Here is a 17,521-nt window from a genome sequence, read left to right on the forward strand (position 1 = left end):
CATATAAAAACACGATGATTGAACTAGGACGAATGGTCTTAATTATTGTCCGAAAGTATCTATTTTATTACCGAAGCTATTTTCGGATTTACAGTTTTTACGCCATATCAAAATGCACATTCACGTTACCACGATTCTTAACATAAATTTTGCCTGAATATCCGCGAGCAAATTCTGACATAACAAGCTCATAAAAGTTTTCTGAAATATCAATTTTTCGTGGTTATGGCATGATTTTCATCTGTGAAACTATATTCACTATATTTCCTCAACTATCGTAGAAGAATTTTTTGGCGGCTACTAATTTTGGGGATTAAAATTTAAATGGAGTAAACTGAAAATTCCTTCCATTCAATTATCCCAATAGCTACCTATGGAAATTTATAAGGAAGGGCATTAAAATATGGTTCTACGTTAATAACTTCTTACAGATGCTGTAGGGCCATCCTTGATTTTTATTTTGAAACATCGAACTTCATTATCATCCGCTAAAAGGAATTGAAACCCCTCTTAGCTCACCGATAACGAAACCTATCCCTAAACATCCCTATTCTTCTCCTCGATCCATTTTCCCATAAATTTGGTAGCACTCATGGTATGGTGCTGTAGTAAAGAACCAATAAAATTTTGTCTACGGTGCATTGTTAGCTCCTTTTGAAGATGTTCCAGTTTTTGCTCCAAAATATAGCCTAAGTTAGTTTTGGAATACAAACTGTTAATCAAGTTTTTTCCTTGTTCTTGGGCCATTTTCCATGTCTGCAGTTCGGTATATAATTCAACTGCAGCTTCAACGAAAGCGGTATGGTCATTTTCAATAGATCCGTTCCATTCTAAAATACCGTGCATACCTTCTGCTCCTATGGTTGTTGTAACGCTAGGTGTTCCGTTTTGCATCGCAGATAACAATTTACCTTTAATACCGGCACCGAAACGTAATGGTGCTAAACATACTTTTGCTGCTTTCATGACCTGATCAGCATCTTCTGCCCTGCCCTTTACAAAAAATCCCTCTTTTGGGTTATGCATTTCCAGTATTTGTTGTGGTAAATACGCACCGTAAATATTCAATTTGGCTTCTGGCAATTTCGCATGTAATAAAGGCCAAATCGTAGTTTTCATTAGCTTTATTGCATCAATATTTGGAGCATGCTTTCCACCACCAATAAATATGAAATCGTTTCTTTCTTCAAATGCCTTCCAACTCGTTTCTTGAGTAATTTCATCTACCATGAAGGGCAGTAACAAAAAAAGACTTTTACTAATTTTAATGACATTGGTCAATAATTCCCATTCAAAACTTGAGATAATTAAAGAAAGGTCGCAACGATAAATACTGGCAATTTCTCGCTTAGTTTTATCATCTTTTAACCAAGTGTCTATAGTAAATACTATCCCCTTTTTAAAACATTGTTCCCGAACATGACGAAGTGAGTGTAAATCTTCGGTATCTAATATTCGTATGGCATCAGGGCAATTTTCTGCAACACGCCACCCAAATTGTTCTTCGGTCAAAAATCGGTCAAACAGCACTACATTAGGATTCAATTCTTTAACGAAAACATCAAAAGAATTATCGTTCATTTTTATAGCTTTCATCTTATATCCTAAGGAATCAAAATCAAATGAAAACTCCGATTTAGACGCTGCAGAAGCTATGGTAATAGAATATTCTTGCTTTTGAAATACATCTAATAACTGCATCATTCGCACACCGGCAGCTGTAGAAGCAGGTTCTGGCCACACTAAAGCAATTACAAGGAGGGTATTATTGTCAGTCAACGAGATGGTTGTTTGTATTTAGTACAAAGTACGTGAAAGGATGGACAGTTAGCAATTAACAGTATTAATTTTCAGTTTTCAGTTTTCAGTTTTCAGTGTCAGTTCACAGTTCTCAGTATCTGTTTTCAATAATTCTGTCAGAATGAGTCCAATAGAAAACCCTTGTGTGTTCCGATACCTTTGACTACACGCAGGGTGCCCTCTTAGTAATTTTCTAAATACGGACAACCAACAACTAATATCTACTTACACCAATCTCATCGACTACGACTACACCATAATCGGTTTGGTCAAATATGAATTTTAGACTTTTTATGTGTTCCATGTTAAAGTCGGGGTTTTTTAGCAAAAAAATAGGTAAGGGAAAATGATAGGTCTGTAATTGAATTTCCCAATCATCGCCAATCATTTCTTTATCTAAAAATTTGAATTTTGTAAAGCGGGTTTTTAAGGGCTTAGGAATCCCTTTTATATCACTGACCTTAATAGCGGCAGATTGGCCAAGTTTATCGGTCAACTGAATGGTAAAATCCAACTGCGGAACCTCCCGTTCTTCATCATCCTTTTTCTCTTCTATTTCTTCATCCGATAGGTTTACATTTAACCAATCATGTTTACCTGCCCCTAATGTAAGCTGTAAGCTTGCTTCTGGCGTAAAAAACGATATTACGGCGTTAGACAGGTTAACCTCATAAACTCCTTTCTTGGCCGAACTTTTGGGGTCTTCATAATCCCAACCCAAGATAACTCCACTATTCTCTTGACTATGCTCGTCGCGGGTAGGTAAAATCTGTTCTTTCCATAACGCTAAATCCGTCGCTTGTAACGTAGTACTATCTTTAGCAGTGGTTATATCTAAATCTTCCTCAAAATCAGCTATCGTTTGTAATTTAGAAGACTCAAAGTGCGTTAAATAATGCTCCATAGGCAACCATTTTTTTGCAACAGACACATTCTTAAAAATAGTACTATATTCTAGCTTATTCTTTAGCGTTGCTTCTGCAAAAGCACTCACAAAAATTTTGGCGGTTTCTTGCTGTTGCTCTTCTTTGAGTAACGGTTCAAGATTCAATAACCATTTAGACGGGGCACCAAAATCTGCATTACCCCAAGTTGAGTTAAACTGCCCATGATTGGCATGATGGATATACACCCCAGATTTAAACCTAGAAATGGAATCGGTGTACTGTAACCTGCGATAGGGCCGCATACCCCAAAAGCTGACTTCATCAGCATCATACGAGCCTTGTATGCTTAAAAAGTTGATGTCCTTTAAAATAATTTTTCGGTTATATCTATAATCCGTAGGCGCAAGGGCAACCACACCTTTTATAGTATAATTAAAATCGAATTTCTCTTTCGCCTCATCAGGAAAATAAGGCAATTTATTATATGCTGCAGCAATAGATACGGCCTCTCCACCTCTAGAATGACCTACTAACATGATATTTTCCATATCAACTTTACCTGCTAGTTTATGACCAATTTCTGAATTCCAGCTATTCCATTGTTCTAGGTGTTTTAAAAGCAGCCAAGCTCTGGCAGGCATTTCCTTACCCATAAAATCACCGGACCAATGCGCGTTTAAGAAATTCTCATCAACAGACACAGCAATAATTCCTCTGCTGGCCAAAAGACGACCTAGATAGCCATACCCATCATCAGAATAATCAATCATGCTATGGTTACCATGCACGATAAGTGTCAGCGGAAAAGGCCCTTCACCTTCTGGCATATAAACCCGACCATTTATAGGGAAGTTTTCAGCACCGAAACCCCAATAGCGTTCACGCCATTTTTTCTTTTTATCCTTCCAATCAGGGATAAGCCATTTCCCATTAACCGAACTGGTCGTATAGGTTACTCCTGTTGCAAATTCTTCCCTTTGTTTATCCACACCGCTACCATAGGTAAACGTTTGTAGCTCGTAAGAACCATTAGCAGCAGGGTTTTCAAATAGTACTTCGGAGGGTGGAAACGTACCGTCTTCTTTAAAAGCCGAAGGAACTTCCTTATCAAAAGGATCAGAACCAGGTGTAGCCAAAATAAATAGAATATAACCGACACCAATTAGAAACACTCCAAAAAATAAGGTAGACAGCAATGTTTTCTTTCGTTGAAACAAAAACAGTGAAATGCAAAATAAAATACCCAGCGCTGTAACCGCGCTATAGAATAGTGTAGGCCAACCAAAACCGAAAATTTTTAAAATAATAAAACCAATAATACCGCTACAAATAGCTATAATAAATTTTACGGGGATTTTATGAGATACTTTTAAGAGTAGATTTAATAGTCCGTAAACAGCTAGGTTAATTAATACACCTAAAACAATACCAATGAACATCATTACCAAAGGATGCCACCCCGTTAGAAAATGATATCCTACTATGCCATAAAAAATAAGTGATAATAAAATGACGAACGAGAGAAGGTGATTTTTCATTTGCGTTGGTTATGCTTGTGGTTAAAGCACATCAATTTAACCATCTTACTTGAATTTTGATCACCCTACGTTTATTTTTTGGAAATCTGGTAATGGTATGTAAGTAAGATTATAGAATTACCAGGGTAGTCAATGAAATTCTAGAATATACAATAGAAGATATTAATGTTAAGGTTTGGCTTTTTTCGAACTTCTAATGCCCAACAATTATAAAACCTACATCTTTGCGGCGAACTTCTTAGAAATATTTGAACGCAATTTACGTTCATAATCTTCCTCTAACCACTCTTTGTAGTTCTTGGTATTGTTCATGATACAATATGAATATTGACGAACTCTATATTTTATTTCTTCTTTCAGTTTTTTTGCTAAAATTCGAGCATCAAAAACATCTTCAGCATTCTCAACACATATTTTTGCGTGTTGCTCAATACTTTTCTCCAATACTAATTTAGATTTTTCACCATTTGCGAAACTCTTCTTATATTCAGCTTTAATATCAAAATCAATTTCAATAGATTTTGCAAACTCCGCCCTTAAATCCGCTGGCATTTCGTAAACAAATTCCCTTTCAATGTCCTCATCATTCTTAATGTTTTCCAGATAAAAATCTGGAAAATGAAATATCTCTTGCCAGTCAATACCTGCATTCCAAAGTCCGAAACGAGCAACATTATTACCCATATCTATTACATTAAACTCTTCTTTTTGGGGTAAATACCTAGATCCACGACCAATCATTTGAAAATAAAGTGTTAGTGAACGTGTAGCACGATTAAGAATAATAGTTTCAACACTAGGCTCATCAAAACCAGTGGTTAAAATACTAACCGAGGTAAGAATAGCATCGGGTGTTTCTTTAAACCATTTTAGAATTTCTTTACGCTCAGATGCATTATTCTTATTATCAAGATGGCGAATATTGTATCCTGCCTTTTTAAATGTTTCGCATACGTATCTTGATGTGTTTATTCCATTATTAAAAATAAGTGTTTTTGTACCTTTTGCTATTTCATTATAAGCCGCTACCAATTTATTAAGCATACTATAGTTACCGTAAAGCTCATCAGAAGATTTTACGGTGTAATCACCATTAATACCCAATTTTAAAGTTTGAAGACTAACATCATAATTATACATGTTAGCTTTAGCCAAGAACTTTTTCTGAATCAACGATTCAATAGATTCACCCACAATCAACTTTTTATAGTTGTCTTTCATGGGAAGCTTAATGTTTGAACTAAGAGGAGTTGCAGTAACGCCAAGAATTACGGAGTTCTCAAAAAACTTAAATAGCTTGCGAAAAGAGTTATAATGTGCCTCATCAATAATAACAAGACCTATATTATTTATTTCTATTTTTTCTTCTTGCAATCGGTTGTTCAGTGTTTCGACCATTGCCACAAAGCACATATACTCATTCTGGTCTTGCCACTCTTTAACTTCACTGTTTATAATCTTATTCTTCACCCCAAACCCCTTCAGCATTTTAGAAGTCTGTTGACTCAATTCTATACGGTGGGTAAGTACAACTACCTTTTTCTTGGTGCGTTCTATGTAACGTTTTGCAATTTCGGAGAACACAACGGTTTTACCACCACCTGTTGGTAATTGGTAAAGTAAGTTTGAATTATCACCATTATCGTCCAAATAATTAAAAATCGTATTTAGATCTTCCTCTTGATAATCGTATAAGGTCTTCTCAGTACTATCTTTCTGTAGCTTCAAAAGGTGTATAGGCGTTAATTATGTTAATAATGCAAAAACCTTATAAAATTATGGGATTTTTATGGGTATATGAAATAAAAATATTAATATACACCATATTAATACCCCTTGTTCATATCTACCATATTTAGAAGTTTTTCACCAGATTGCAATCGTTTATAATTCTCTACAAATTGGGGAATAACGGAATTGGTATCCGAAACACTTGCATAATGGGGCGTCATGTGTATTTTTTCATGTTTCCAAAATGGATGTGATGTTGGCAATGGTTCTGTATGGTATACATCTAAGCAAGCCCCGGATAAGTGTCCATTATCGATTAACGCTAACAAATCTTCATCTACCATATGTCCGCCTCTCGCAACGTTGATAACATATGCATTTTTAGGTAGCTGCGACAGTAGTCCTCTATTCAAAATACCTTTCGTAGCGGTAGTTAACGGTAGCAAACAAACCAAAACATCAGTGGATTCAAGAAATTCTGACAATGAATCAGGGCCAAAAAATGTGGTAACGTTCTCAATATTTTTAGCACTACGACTCCATCCTTGAACCTTAAATCCATATTTGGTAAGGTCAGTACCCGTAAGAGCACCTAATTCACCGAGACCTAAAATACCAACTGTTACATCTTTTATCCGTAGATATTCCAATGGTTCCCAAACATTCGCTATTTGTTTTACTTTATAGGTGTTCAGATTTTTAAGATGAGCCAAAATCACCGCCAAAACATGTTCAGACATGTCACTAGCTAAAAATGGGTCAACAATACGTGTAATAGGAATATCATTAGGGCGAGTAGCATCTTCAAATAAATAGTCGACACCAGCGCCAGCCGATGCAATACATTTTAAATTTGGATACCCTGAAAGTGAACCAGAAGGATGTTTCCAGGTGATGGCCATGGTAATTTCATCTTTCGGATGCTCCTCTAAAAAACTATAAACTTGTAGTGAAGGGTCAGTCTTTTCTAACGCCTTTTGCCAAAGTTCAATTTTGTGGTCCTGTCTAATTATTACAATTGCCATATTCTAGTTTAAAATATCCAATGCTTTTGAGAACTCATCTTCAAAAAGCCATTTTTGGTTTTGGGTTTCTGTATATATTTTTAAAATCCGTTCTTTAAATTCAGGCAGTACACCATGAACTGTTGCAAACTGTATTACTTCATTAAATGAATTCAGCATACTTCTAAAGAAAGAATCGGGTACATTTTTCTCCATTGAAAATGTCTGGGCAATTTCGAGGTTAAAGCACATAACGTCCGTAATTAAATGTGGGTCAACACCTAATTTAATAAAATGCTTAAAGAATTTTTGTGCTACGGAACGTCTTGCTTTAGGTCGTCTTCTTTTTAAAGGAAAGTATTCATTAGAAATTTTAGCCTTAGCATCTTGCACCAGTTTATCCTCTTTCGGATTAAACGCAAAATCATAATACGTTTTTACTGTAGGAAATTTTTCATATAACTCTACTATCTGCTCTTCCAAGGCTTTTTTTGGAAGTTTGGATAGATATGTTTTTAAAGCCCTTTTACTCATATAAAACGTCTGTGTTAGTTCAAAAATAAGTTATACTTCTTTAACGTCCTAAATACATAATACTTTGTTAAACCTTATAAATAGTGTAGAAGTAAAGTGTAGTTTCTTTGGTAAAGACAATAATTTGTGGTATACTGTAAGTTCGTAAAACTTCTAAATTCCATACACACATATGAGGCAACTAAAGATTATTAAGCAAGTAACGAATCGCGAATCAAAATCACTCGATAAATACTTGCAAGATATCAGTAAAATAGATTTGATTACTGCGAATGAAGAAGTAGAATTAGCACAGAAAATAAGGGAAGGTAGTCAGGCAGCTTTGGAAAAATTGACTACAGCAAATTTAAGATTTGTGGTATCCGTAGCAAAACAATATCAAAATCAAGGTCTTAAATTACCCGATTTAATAAACGAAGGAAATTTAGGTTTAGTTAAAGCAGCAAAAAGATTTGATGAAACTAGAGGGTTTAAATTTATATCCTATGCCGTATGGTGGATAAGACAATCTATTCTACAAGCATTAGCAGAACAGTCAAGAGTAGTTCGTTTACCATTGAACAAAATTGGTTCGATAAATAAAATTAAGAAGACATTTTCATATTTAGAGCAGGCGCATGAGCGGCCACCTTCTCCAGAAGAAATTGCCAAAGAATTAGAAATGACAGTTTCTGAGGTAAAGCAGTCTCTTAAGAATTCTGGTAGACACGTATCAATGGATGCTCCTTTACGTGAAGGTGAAGATTCTAATTTGTATGATGTATTGCGTTCAGGTGAATCACCTAGACCAGATAATCAATTATTACAACAATCATTAAATACAGAAATAAATAGAGCGTTAGATACTTTATCGCCTAGAGAAGCTGATGTTGTTAAGTTATATTATGGTATTGGTGACCAGCAATCAATGACTTTGGCTGAAATTGGCCAAACGTTTGATTTAACTAGAGAGCGAGTAAGACAAATACGGGAAAAGGCAATACGTAAATTACGTCATGCCTCTAGAAGTAAGTTGTTAAAAACGTATTTAGGATAAAATTAAAACTATTATAAAAAAGAAAGCGCCCGTCTAGACGGGCGCTTTCTTTTTTCTTAATGTTCAAAATTAAGAATAGGTCAATTTGTTGATATTGAAATTTACAAGGATTGAATTTAAATCCTGTATGAAATTTTGATAAGATGAATAATCTTGATTTTGATGTGCCATGTGAATTTAATTTTTAATTTTTGGTTTGGTTACAATTTACATGTAGTCCAACTCAACTAATTTGTTGATACTTAAAATTTCGTTTAAATCTTGAAGAAATACTAAATATTCCTCACCGTAAGTGTCGTAAAGCATTTTTGTAGGTTTAAAAATTATATTTCAATTTGGGTAAATAATCCTTGTGAGGTAAATATAAAAGTATGTTGAAATTGCAACAAATTATTGTGGCAAACCTCTCCATTTTTGTTGTAAAATCCATAAAAATAAGGGTTAACCCTAAAAAAAAATAACCAAACCAATAGATATTGGGCATTATAAAGCCATTATTTTTCATATTACAGACTGTTAAAATATACGTAAGCCCATTACAAATACACTCCTTAATTAACCAGGTTCAAAACGCAGGTCTATATCAAATTTTTTACTAAAATAATTTTGCTACTTTTAAAGTCTATAAAACCAAAATATTTAAAATTAATAAAGGAGTAGAATTAACTACTCCCTTATTATAAATAAAGGTTTCGGGGGAAATCATTGTATTCTTTTTTTATTCTAGATAAATAATTTTCATTAGAATACCTTTCTTTATTTAGCTACTAAGGTACTTTTCCTACAATTTTAGTTTATCCACATCAATTAAGCAAAACGGTTAAGTTTGTTAGTTTTAAAATTTTATCAGGCATAAATTCAGCAAATTCATTATTGCTTAAATTTAAGTGCTTCAATTGCTTTAAATCCACAAAGGACGAAGGGATACTTCCCTCAAAACGGTTACTGGACAAATCCAAGAAAGTTAAACGTCTTATTAAACCAATTTCACTTGGAATATCACCACTTAAATTATTACCAGATAGATTTATTTTCTCAAGACTCTTCATGAAAACAATATCTCCATCCAAATTTCCATTTATAAAGTTGCTATTCAACTCTAAAACCTCTAGGCTTTTTAACTGATAAATACTTGCAGGCAAATTTCCGGTCAACTGATTCATGTTCATCTTCAACACTCTCAAATTTTGTAACCTACCTATATTTTCAGGAATGTTACCAACCAATTTATTAAGCGAAAGATCCAAAAACTCCAAAGTTTCCAATTCTCCTAAATTATTTGGAATTCTATCTTCAATCCTGTTGAACAGAAGGTTAAGTTTTTTAAGCTTTTTAAGTTTGAAAAGTGATTCAGGAAGATAACCTGTTAAATTATTATAAGGTAAATCTATACTAGTTACAAAACCATTTTCTACAGTTACACCAAACCAGGTTTCAACAGAATCTTTTATATTCCATTTGTTTAGCCAATTTTCGCCCTCAGTGGCCTTGTAGAATTGAATTAAGATGTCTTTCTCAATAGTGTCTACCTCTTTCGCTAACACTGATAAGTTAATTAAAAGAAACCCTAAAAATGTGTATACCCTAAACATCTAAATAATCAGATTTTCAGTGAATTTAAAAGGTTTTTTTTTTAATCCCACCCTAAATTCATATTCGGTACAATAGCGGAATATATGGTATGATTTAAGATGTATTCTTTTTTTTTAAATTAAAAAAAGTAAAAACAAAACATATACCATTCAAGTATACCTTGTTAAATTTTAACTTTATAATTTTATATTTACGACCTAATTTTTAAAGAAAAAAAATGTCCAGATCTTCAGGTTATGAAAAAGAGTTATTGAAAATTGCACTTCAACTTAGTGAACCCGATATTTTTGAAGATCTAGTTAAAGTGGGGATACTAGCATTTTATAAAAAACTTTCCTGTACTGGTGTTGTTTTAAAATCCGTGTACGATAAATCAGTTTCAATTATTGGTGACATTGTTTTAAAAGATACACTTCAAGAGAGTCAATGGGTCTTAATTGACAATGAAATTGACAATAGGTTGCTCAAGGAAGCAAAAACTAATGATTTTAATTTCCAATACTTACAAAAACACATTTATATTTATTTTATGTATCAAGATAAATGGTTAGTCTTAATAAAGGGCAAAGCATTTAGTAAGGATATTACACACAAGCTCGATGGCACCATTAAGCTCTTTTCAAAACTACTTGAAAAGAGCCAACAAATAGTATCTAAAAACAGATCATCGATTACAGAGAATAATAGTATTCCTGACCATTTAGAAACTAATATCTTTAAAAATATTGTCGATGAACTACCAAGATCGATACTTGTTTCCGATTTAGAAGGTTCTTTATGTTATGCAAACAACCTAGGTAAAGAATGGTTAGGCATAGAAAATAATGAAATCAAAAACTTGAAAGTTTATGATTTTGAGAAGTATTTTGAGGGGAACAGATTAATAAAATGGCAGCAGCATGTAAAGGAACTCAAAAATGTTTCTGAAGAAATTACAAATGGAAACATTGTTAATTATCAAACAGGTAATACTATTCCTACCGAAGTAATTTTAAAGTATGTTGATTATTCTGGAAAAGACTATATAATAGCAAACTCTGAAGATATTTCAGAAAAACTAAAAATTGCCGAGAAAGTAGCAAATGAAGAGATGTTGCAAGAAATGCTCCTTAAAATAGCATCTAATTATATTAATTCAGATTTACTGAATAACGATAATGTCATCAATACCTCTTTAAAAGAAATAGGCACCTTCGTAGATGCCGATAGAGCTTACATCTTTAGTTATGATCTTTTAAACAACACAACTTCAAATACATATGAATGGTGTGCCGAGCGTATTGCGCCAGAAATAGAAAATTTACAAAATATACCGATCGAATATATCAATGACTGGATCAATGCCCATAAAAGAAGAGAAGCTTTTGTAATTGACAATGTTCAAGACCTACCCGATACTGGCCCAAGTGGATTAAAAGCGATTCTTGAACCCCAAGGAATTAAAAGTTTAATCACCCTTCCTATGCACAACTCAGATAGGCTAATGGGTTTTGTTGGTTTTGATTCCGTAAAAAAAGTTAAAAAATATACCCAACGAGAAGAAAAACTACTATTTGTGTATGCAGAAATATTGGTGAATATAAATTTAAGACAGAAATATGAAACGGAGCTCTTAAATCAAAAAGAACGATTTCAAAGAATTATTAGCAGCATAGATATTGGTTTAATTGAGGTTAATAAGGATTTTAATATTGTTTTTGCGAATCAATCCTTTTTGCGTTTTTATAAATATAAGTGGAAGGAATTGGAAGAGAAAAACTTGTTCAACACCTTCATTAAGCATGAAAAGACAGGTGATTTAAAAGAACGGCTATTTAATTTACCTTATAAAGATGGTGTAACAGATGAGATAGTAACTGTTGATGGGACAGGACAAGAGAAAATAGTTTTTGCTAGTATCGTAAGGAATATTGACGAAAATGGCACCGAGAAATACCTTGTTGCAATCGTAGATCTATCACATCAAAAAGAAATGGAGCAACAACTCCGTGAATCAATTCAAAAAGTAGAAGAAGCTTCTAAGGCCAAAGAAGTATTCTTTGCTAATATGAGCCATGAACTCCGCACACCTTTGAATATTATTTGTGGAACGATTACTGAAGTTGCTAAAAAAACCAATACAAATGATACCGTTTTTCTTTTAAATCATGCAAATTCTTCAGCTAAACATATGCTGAATTTGGTGAATAATATTCTTGATTATGCTAAAATTAATGCTGGCGAGATACGCTTTGAGCGTAAAAATTTTAATTTAAGAACTACCATTCAAGAAACTTTTGAGATTTTCAGTCTTTTGGCAGATGAAAAAGGAATCAATTATAGGCTTAGTGTTGACAATAAGATTCATGCTAATGTAACCGGCGATTACAATAAGTTAAACCAAGTACTTATTAATTTAATAGGAAACGCCGTTAAATATACCGAAGTCGGTGAAGTAACCATACAAGTATCTATGCTAGAGGGTACAAAAAAGAGTCAAATAATTGGTTTTACTATTATTGATTCTGGTATTGGCATGAGCGTCGAGTTTATTGAACGGATATTTGAGGAATACCAGCGAGATATTTTAGTGAATAATTTGCAGAGTGGTACCGGGTTAGGTATGCCTATTTCAAAAAAGTTAATTGAAATAATGGGTGGCACTATAAAAGTGAACAGCACAAAAAGTAGTGGAACTATTATTCATTTTAATTTACCCTTTGAAAAATCTAAGCATAATGGCTCTACCGAAAAAATCAAAGTAAATAGTACGGTTTTAAAAACAAAACATATACTTATTGCCGAAGATAATTACATGAATGCTTTAATTCTAGAGCGAAAATTGAAAAGTCTAGGAGCAAAAGTAACAAAAGCGGAAAATGGCCAAATCGCTTTAAATTTAATACCCAATATTAATTTCGATTTAATTTTGATGGATATTCAGATGCCAGTTATGGATGGCTTGAATGCGACAATAAGCATAAGGGAAACTTATGGTGATTCAATACCGATATTAGCCATAACTGCAAATGTTTTTAGGAAGAACATTAATCAATATTTAGCTTCTGGAATGAATGATGTGGTCATAAAACCTTATGAAGATAATATCCTATACAGCAAAATATTTAAAGTGCTCGATATTAAATTGCAGCATGAAACGAATGAAATTGAGACTGTAAATAAAGAATTGGACATAGCACCAGACCTCTTATTTTCGTTAGATAATTTACGAACGATCAGCAATGGTGATAGTGATTTTTATGAGCAACTACGTACCGTTTTTATTAAACTTATAAAAACTAGCATAAAAGAATTGCAAAAAGCACTGATAGATGAAGACTGGATTACGGTAAAAAACAACGCCCACAAACTTAGGGTTAGTTTAGAAGACCTAAAGATAGAAACAGCTCTCGCTATAGCCATCTTTTTGGATACTAATGAGAAAATAGACCCTTTAAAAATAAAGGAGAAAACTTCTAAATTAATAGAAATATTAAAGATTGTTCTGAAAACGATAAATGATTAGCATGAAAGCATTTATTGAAAATCAAAGCTTGACGTTTAGAAAAAAAATTAAGTTAATCACCTTTTTAAAAAGAATGGTTAATCTATTAAATTACCAGATATCTTCTACCTAAGTATTTTATAAAGATGTGCTAAAAACAAATTAGAAACTATCAATATTATATGAACTTTATATGTATAGTTCTTAAGTATAGCTTATAAACGCTTTGTTTGATCAACTTATATTTACCTAATCTACCATATTAGGCAACAAAAATATTTAAGGAGTTGAGGATAGAAATTTTGTCAAAAAGCAGAGTATTGACCTTGGATTTGGAAATGAAAGTATTTTCCATAAAAGAGGCATAACATTTTTGAAATAAGTATTGTTTTAAATGTACATCGGTTTAAATTTAAGTAATTTAGCTTAGAAATTAATTCTATATGAATGAAGGTTTTTATAATTGAAGATGATGAATGGTCTAAACTAATTTTAGATAAATTAATTACTTCCTATTTTCCTGATTTAGAGGTTATTGGTACTGCTTCAACTATCTCTGATGCCATAACTTTGATTAATGACTGCGAACCAGATTTTATTTTAGCAGATATTAAATTAGGTAATGAGGATATTTTTGAATTAATCAATCATTTTGGAGAAGCGTGGAAATATAATTATATTCTCACGACATCTCATGAGAATTACGCTTTAGAGGCAATTTCAAGTGAAGTTTTAGATTATATTATAAAACCCATAACGGTTGAAAAATTAATAACCGCTATCAATAAGGTCAAAATAAGGATAAAAGCATCCCTTGAGTCTAAAGAGGAAAATGGTAACCGTAACCATCAATTAATAGGTATATCCTCTGTTGATAAAATCGAAGTGATAAAAATTGATTCCATTGTTTATATTAAAGCCAACGGTCGTTATTCAGATTTTTATCTAATGGATGGTTCTAGAAAAACAGCTTCACGAAATTTAGGGGAATATGAAAAGTTGCTGCCAAATGAAAACTTTGTAAGAACACATCAATCATATTTGGTTAATATGAATTATGTAGAGCACATATCTAAATCAGATGGATATGTTGTTAAGCTCATTAATAATGATAAATTAATTCCTATTTCCAAACGAAAACAAGATGTAATCGCTAAATTTTTAAAACTTAAAATTTAATCAAATCACGTTACTTTTTTTTAATGACCAACTTATGAAAACGAGCTTCAAATCACCACATAAAATGGTAGGGTTAGGTCAAAGGGAATCCTAGCAGCCGTATAATGTAAGTATGCTAAAAACTGGGATCCCAAAGTCCGGTTCTATTTGTATTTAAACATCATGATTATTTTATAATATTTTAGCACAGATTTCTTATTGATGTATATTCTACCCTTTGTGTTCAAAGCACTATCAAAACCATATCAGCGGTGTATAACATGTTCCTAAAAAATCTCGTGCCATTCATCAATCTAAAGGTAATATAGAAACAATTAAGGTTATTTTTTATTTCCGTTCTTTTTGGTTTCTGGTAAGAAACTCTTGTTGATGTATTCTACACGACAAATTCATGTATGTTTTTTAACCACTTATTCACCAAAAACATCGATTATTACTTACTTAAAATAGTTTTAAGATAAAAAACTACCTTCCCTAGGTAAACTTTTTTAAAAGTAGATATTTAGTTAGTTTTGACTTTAAAAGGTTGAATATATTTTCATAAAACTATTAACAAACGATGAGTGATTTTTTTGATTTAGAGGTAATACCAAGTGTTTATGAAAGCAATAATTTTGATTTAAAACATGTTGCTAAAAATTTAGTTAATGGACTTAAAATAGTTCATGAAGACCAATCATATATTGTGGGTGAGCTAGCCTTATCTGAAGGGATATCCCCTCACAGGAACATAAATGCGTCACCTGATGAGATAGATTATAATTTATTATTAAAATCGGCTTTATTGATGGCGGTTCAAAAAATGGGAAATCCAATAACATTAACAACGGGCTTGCCATTTTCAACGTACCAACTTTACAAAGAAGAAATAAAAAGCAGATTTATTGGCGAGCATACTATCGAATATGACACAAGCACTTTCGCCAATGGTAGTCTTAAAAAGGTTTCTGTTGAAATTGATAAGCTTATTGTTATGCCAGAGGTTGTTAGTTGTGCTCTTGCGCAAAGAAAACAGCAGGATATAAAGAAATCCTTTTTTATGCTAAGCTTGGGTTACGGTACTTTAGAAGGTATTGTTAGTACTCCTAATGGTATTGTACAAAGATCTGCATTATCTGTTTTTGGTATACGATACGCAGTCAATCTTATGAAAGAGGAGTTAAGTAAAATTTATTACTTACATCTAAAGAATGAACATCAATTAGATATAGCGTTCCGTGACGCCTCAATAGTGTTAAATAGAAAACGCATAGATCTTTTGGATTTACGGAAAAAAGTTCTAACACAATATTATAACGATGTAGTTTCGCCTGCTCTTAGAAAAGCTTTTGATGATACCGATTTTGCTAAAGCAGACAAAATGTATCTTGCCGGTGGTGGTAGTGGTTTTATCGATTTAGTTTCTTTGTTTAAAGAAGAATTTGGAGATTTCATACAAGTAGAAGTACCTGAAAATGCTCCACACCTAGCTGCAATGGGGTATTGCTATCAAAGTATTCTAACAAACAATGGTGATGAAAGTAAGGCAGTAGGTATTGATGTAGGTAATTCTAGTACAATTGTTTGTGTCCCAACAACTAGTAATTAGAAAAAATATGTTTTTCTCAAAAACAAAATCAAAAGCAGAACAAACTAAAAAGCCTAGTTGGGTAGAACCAACAATTATTGCTGAAGGGGCAACACTAACTGGTGATTTGATATGCTCTTGCGATATAAAGGTTGAAGGAGCTATTATTGGAAATATTGTTACTACGGGTAGATTAATAATTGGGAAAAGTGCCAAGGTAAAAGGAACGGCTAGTTGTTATGGAAGTATCATACAAGGCGTTTTTGATGGTAAATTTGAATGCGCAGGCATGGTCACTATACAAAGTAATGCCAGTGTTAAAGGCCAAATCTATTATGATGAAATTCAAATTGATAGTGGAGTTAATCTTATGGCAGAATTAAAGAAAAAAGGAATTGATAAAATTAAACTTATAAATACTGAGAAAGGAAATTATTTTATTGATAAAAAGACCCAAAATTATAAGGTAGATAAAAATTATAATAAAACAGCGATTACTGAAAAAGTTGGTACTGCCAAAGCTTCTAATTATGACAAATTGGACAATGATAACCTACTTTGGGAATAAACTTACTTTTTAGTACAGTTTCTAAGTAACCCAACACGCTGTATGTTAACTATTGTATAAAGTCTACAATGACACTAAAAATATATTAGGCTAACTAAATGCAGGAGGAGGTCACTATACTATTCCATTACATTCATAGTGGTTAATTCTAGAATTCCACTTGAAATAATTTGTCATCTTCTGATCGCTAATTTTTCAAATGCATCGTTGTGCAGGCCTAAGTCTTTATAAAGCTCAATAAGTACAGTTTGTGATTGGTCAGAATTTTTTTTTCGGAAATCTAGCAGCACCTCTTTTAAAATGCTTATATCAAAATTGTCTTTGATTAATTCCCTTATCTGAATTTTTAAGTTTAAATAATTCATTTTTTCCTCTTTACTATTAGAGTCTTCATAGAAAAGAAACTCACTGATCATTGAAGAAAACTCAGTCTTCTTATCTTTAGTACGACCTCTATTAGAGGTAATTCGATTTCTAATTAAAAAAAAACCAATAAAATATATCACTACCAATATCATAAATAAAACGGATAGCCACCAGAGATATTCCAAATTGAATTCTGGGACCGTAATCCGTGATATTTTTATTTGTATTGAGGGA

At 32.6% G+C, this 17,521-nt stretch carries 12 protein-coding genes; 5 read left to right on the forward strand and 7 right to left on the reverse strand.

Features of this window, described 5'->3' with window-relative positions:
- Positions 1-537 precede the first annotated feature (537 nt).
- From AACZ49_RS04840 to AACZ49_RS04860, 5 genes are all read right to left on the reverse strand, one after another.
- On the reverse strand, positions 538-1,779 hold the full coding sequence (locus AACZ49_RS04840) for a glycosyltransferase (protein ID WP_339652257.1): 1,242 nt from the start codon (positions 1,777-1,779) through the stop codon (positions 538-540).
- A gap of 235 nt (positions 1,780-2,014) precedes the next feature.
- Complete coding sequence (locus AACZ49_RS04845) at positions 2,015-4,225, reverse strand: hypothetical protein (RefSeq protein ID WP_339652258.1); 2,211 nt, start codon at positions 4,223-4,225, stop codon at positions 2,015-2,017.
- Positions 4,226-4,441: 216 nt separating this feature from the next.
- Complete coding sequence (locus AACZ49_RS04850) at positions 4,442-5,953, reverse strand: DEAD/DEAH box helicase (protein WP_339652260.1); 1,512 nt, start codon at positions 5,951-5,953, stop codon at positions 4,442-4,444.
- 98 nt (positions 5,954-6,051) lie between these two features.
- Positions 6,052-6,981, reverse strand: a complete 930-nt coding sequence (locus AACZ49_RS04855; protein ID WP_339652262.1) for a glyoxylate/hydroxypyruvate reductase A — start codon at positions 6,979-6,981, stop codon at positions 6,052-6,054.
- A gap of 3 nt (positions 6,982-6,984) precedes the next feature.
- Entirely contained in the window at positions 6,985-7,494 is a 510-nt protein-coding gene (locus tag AACZ49_RS04860; RefSeq protein WP_339652263.1) for a DUF6155 family protein, read from the reverse strand.
- Positions 7,495-7,666: 172 nt separating this feature from the next.
- On the opposite strand from AACZ49_RS04860, the gene AACZ49_RS04865 reads away from it, so the two are divergent.
- The gene (locus AACZ49_RS04865; protein ID WP_079513021.1) at positions 7,667-8,530 is read left to right on the forward strand and encodes an RNA polymerase sigma factor RpoD/SigA; all 864 of its coding nucleotides are present in this window, start codon (positions 7,667-7,669) and stop codon (positions 8,528-8,530) included.
- A gap of 803 nt (positions 8,531-9,333) precedes the next feature.
- Here the strand turns inward: AACZ49_RS04865 and AACZ49_RS04870 are convergent.
- Positions 9,334-10,074, reverse strand: a complete 741-nt coding sequence (locus AACZ49_RS04870; protein WP_339652266.1) for a Two component regulator three Y domain protein — start codon at positions 10,072-10,074, stop codon at positions 9,334-9,336.
- Positions 10,075-10,340: 266 nt separating this feature from the next.
- Between AACZ49_RS04870 and AACZ49_RS04875 the strand changes: the two genes are divergently transcribed.
- The 4 genes from AACZ49_RS04875 (at position 10,341) to AACZ49_RS04890 (ending at position 16,921) form a co-directional block, all read left to right on the forward strand.
- Complete coding sequence (locus AACZ49_RS04875) at positions 10,341-13,628, forward strand: ATP-binding protein (protein WP_339652268.1); 3,288 nt, start codon at positions 10,341-10,343, stop codon at positions 13,626-13,628.
- Between the two features lie 426 nt (positions 13,629-14,054).
- Positions 14,055-14,786, forward strand: a complete 732-nt coding sequence (locus AACZ49_RS04880; RefSeq protein ID WP_339652270.1) for a LytTR family DNA-binding domain-containing protein — start codon at positions 14,055-14,057, stop codon at positions 14,784-14,786.
- Between the two features lie 559 nt (positions 14,787-15,345).
- Positions 15,346-16,374, forward strand: coding sequence for a ParM/StbA family protein (locus AACZ49_RS04885; protein ID WP_339652272.1), 1,029 nt, complete (start codon positions 15,346-15,348; stop codon positions 16,372-16,374).
- Positions 16,375-16,381: 7 nt separating this feature from the next.
- A complete protein-coding gene (locus tag AACZ49_RS04890; protein ID WP_339652274.1) occupies positions 16,382-16,921 on the forward strand; it encodes a polymer-forming cytoskeletal protein in 540 nt (179 codons plus the stop codon).
- A gap of 173 nt (positions 16,922-17,094) precedes the next feature.
- Here AACZ49_RS04890 and AACZ49_RS04895 read toward each other — a convergent pair whose 3' ends face one another.
- The gene (locus tag AACZ49_RS04895) at positions 17,095-17,439 is read right to left on the reverse strand and encodes a hypothetical protein (RefSeq protein ID WP_339652276.1); all 345 of its coding nucleotides are present in this window, start codon (positions 17,437-17,439) and stop codon (positions 17,095-17,097) included.
- Positions 17,440-17,521 lie beyond the last annotated feature (82 nt).

It is taken from the genome of uncultured Maribacter sp. (assembly GCF_963975365.1).
Lineage (GTDB): Bacteria > Bacteroidota > Bacteroidia > Flavobacteriales > Flavobacteriaceae > Maribacter.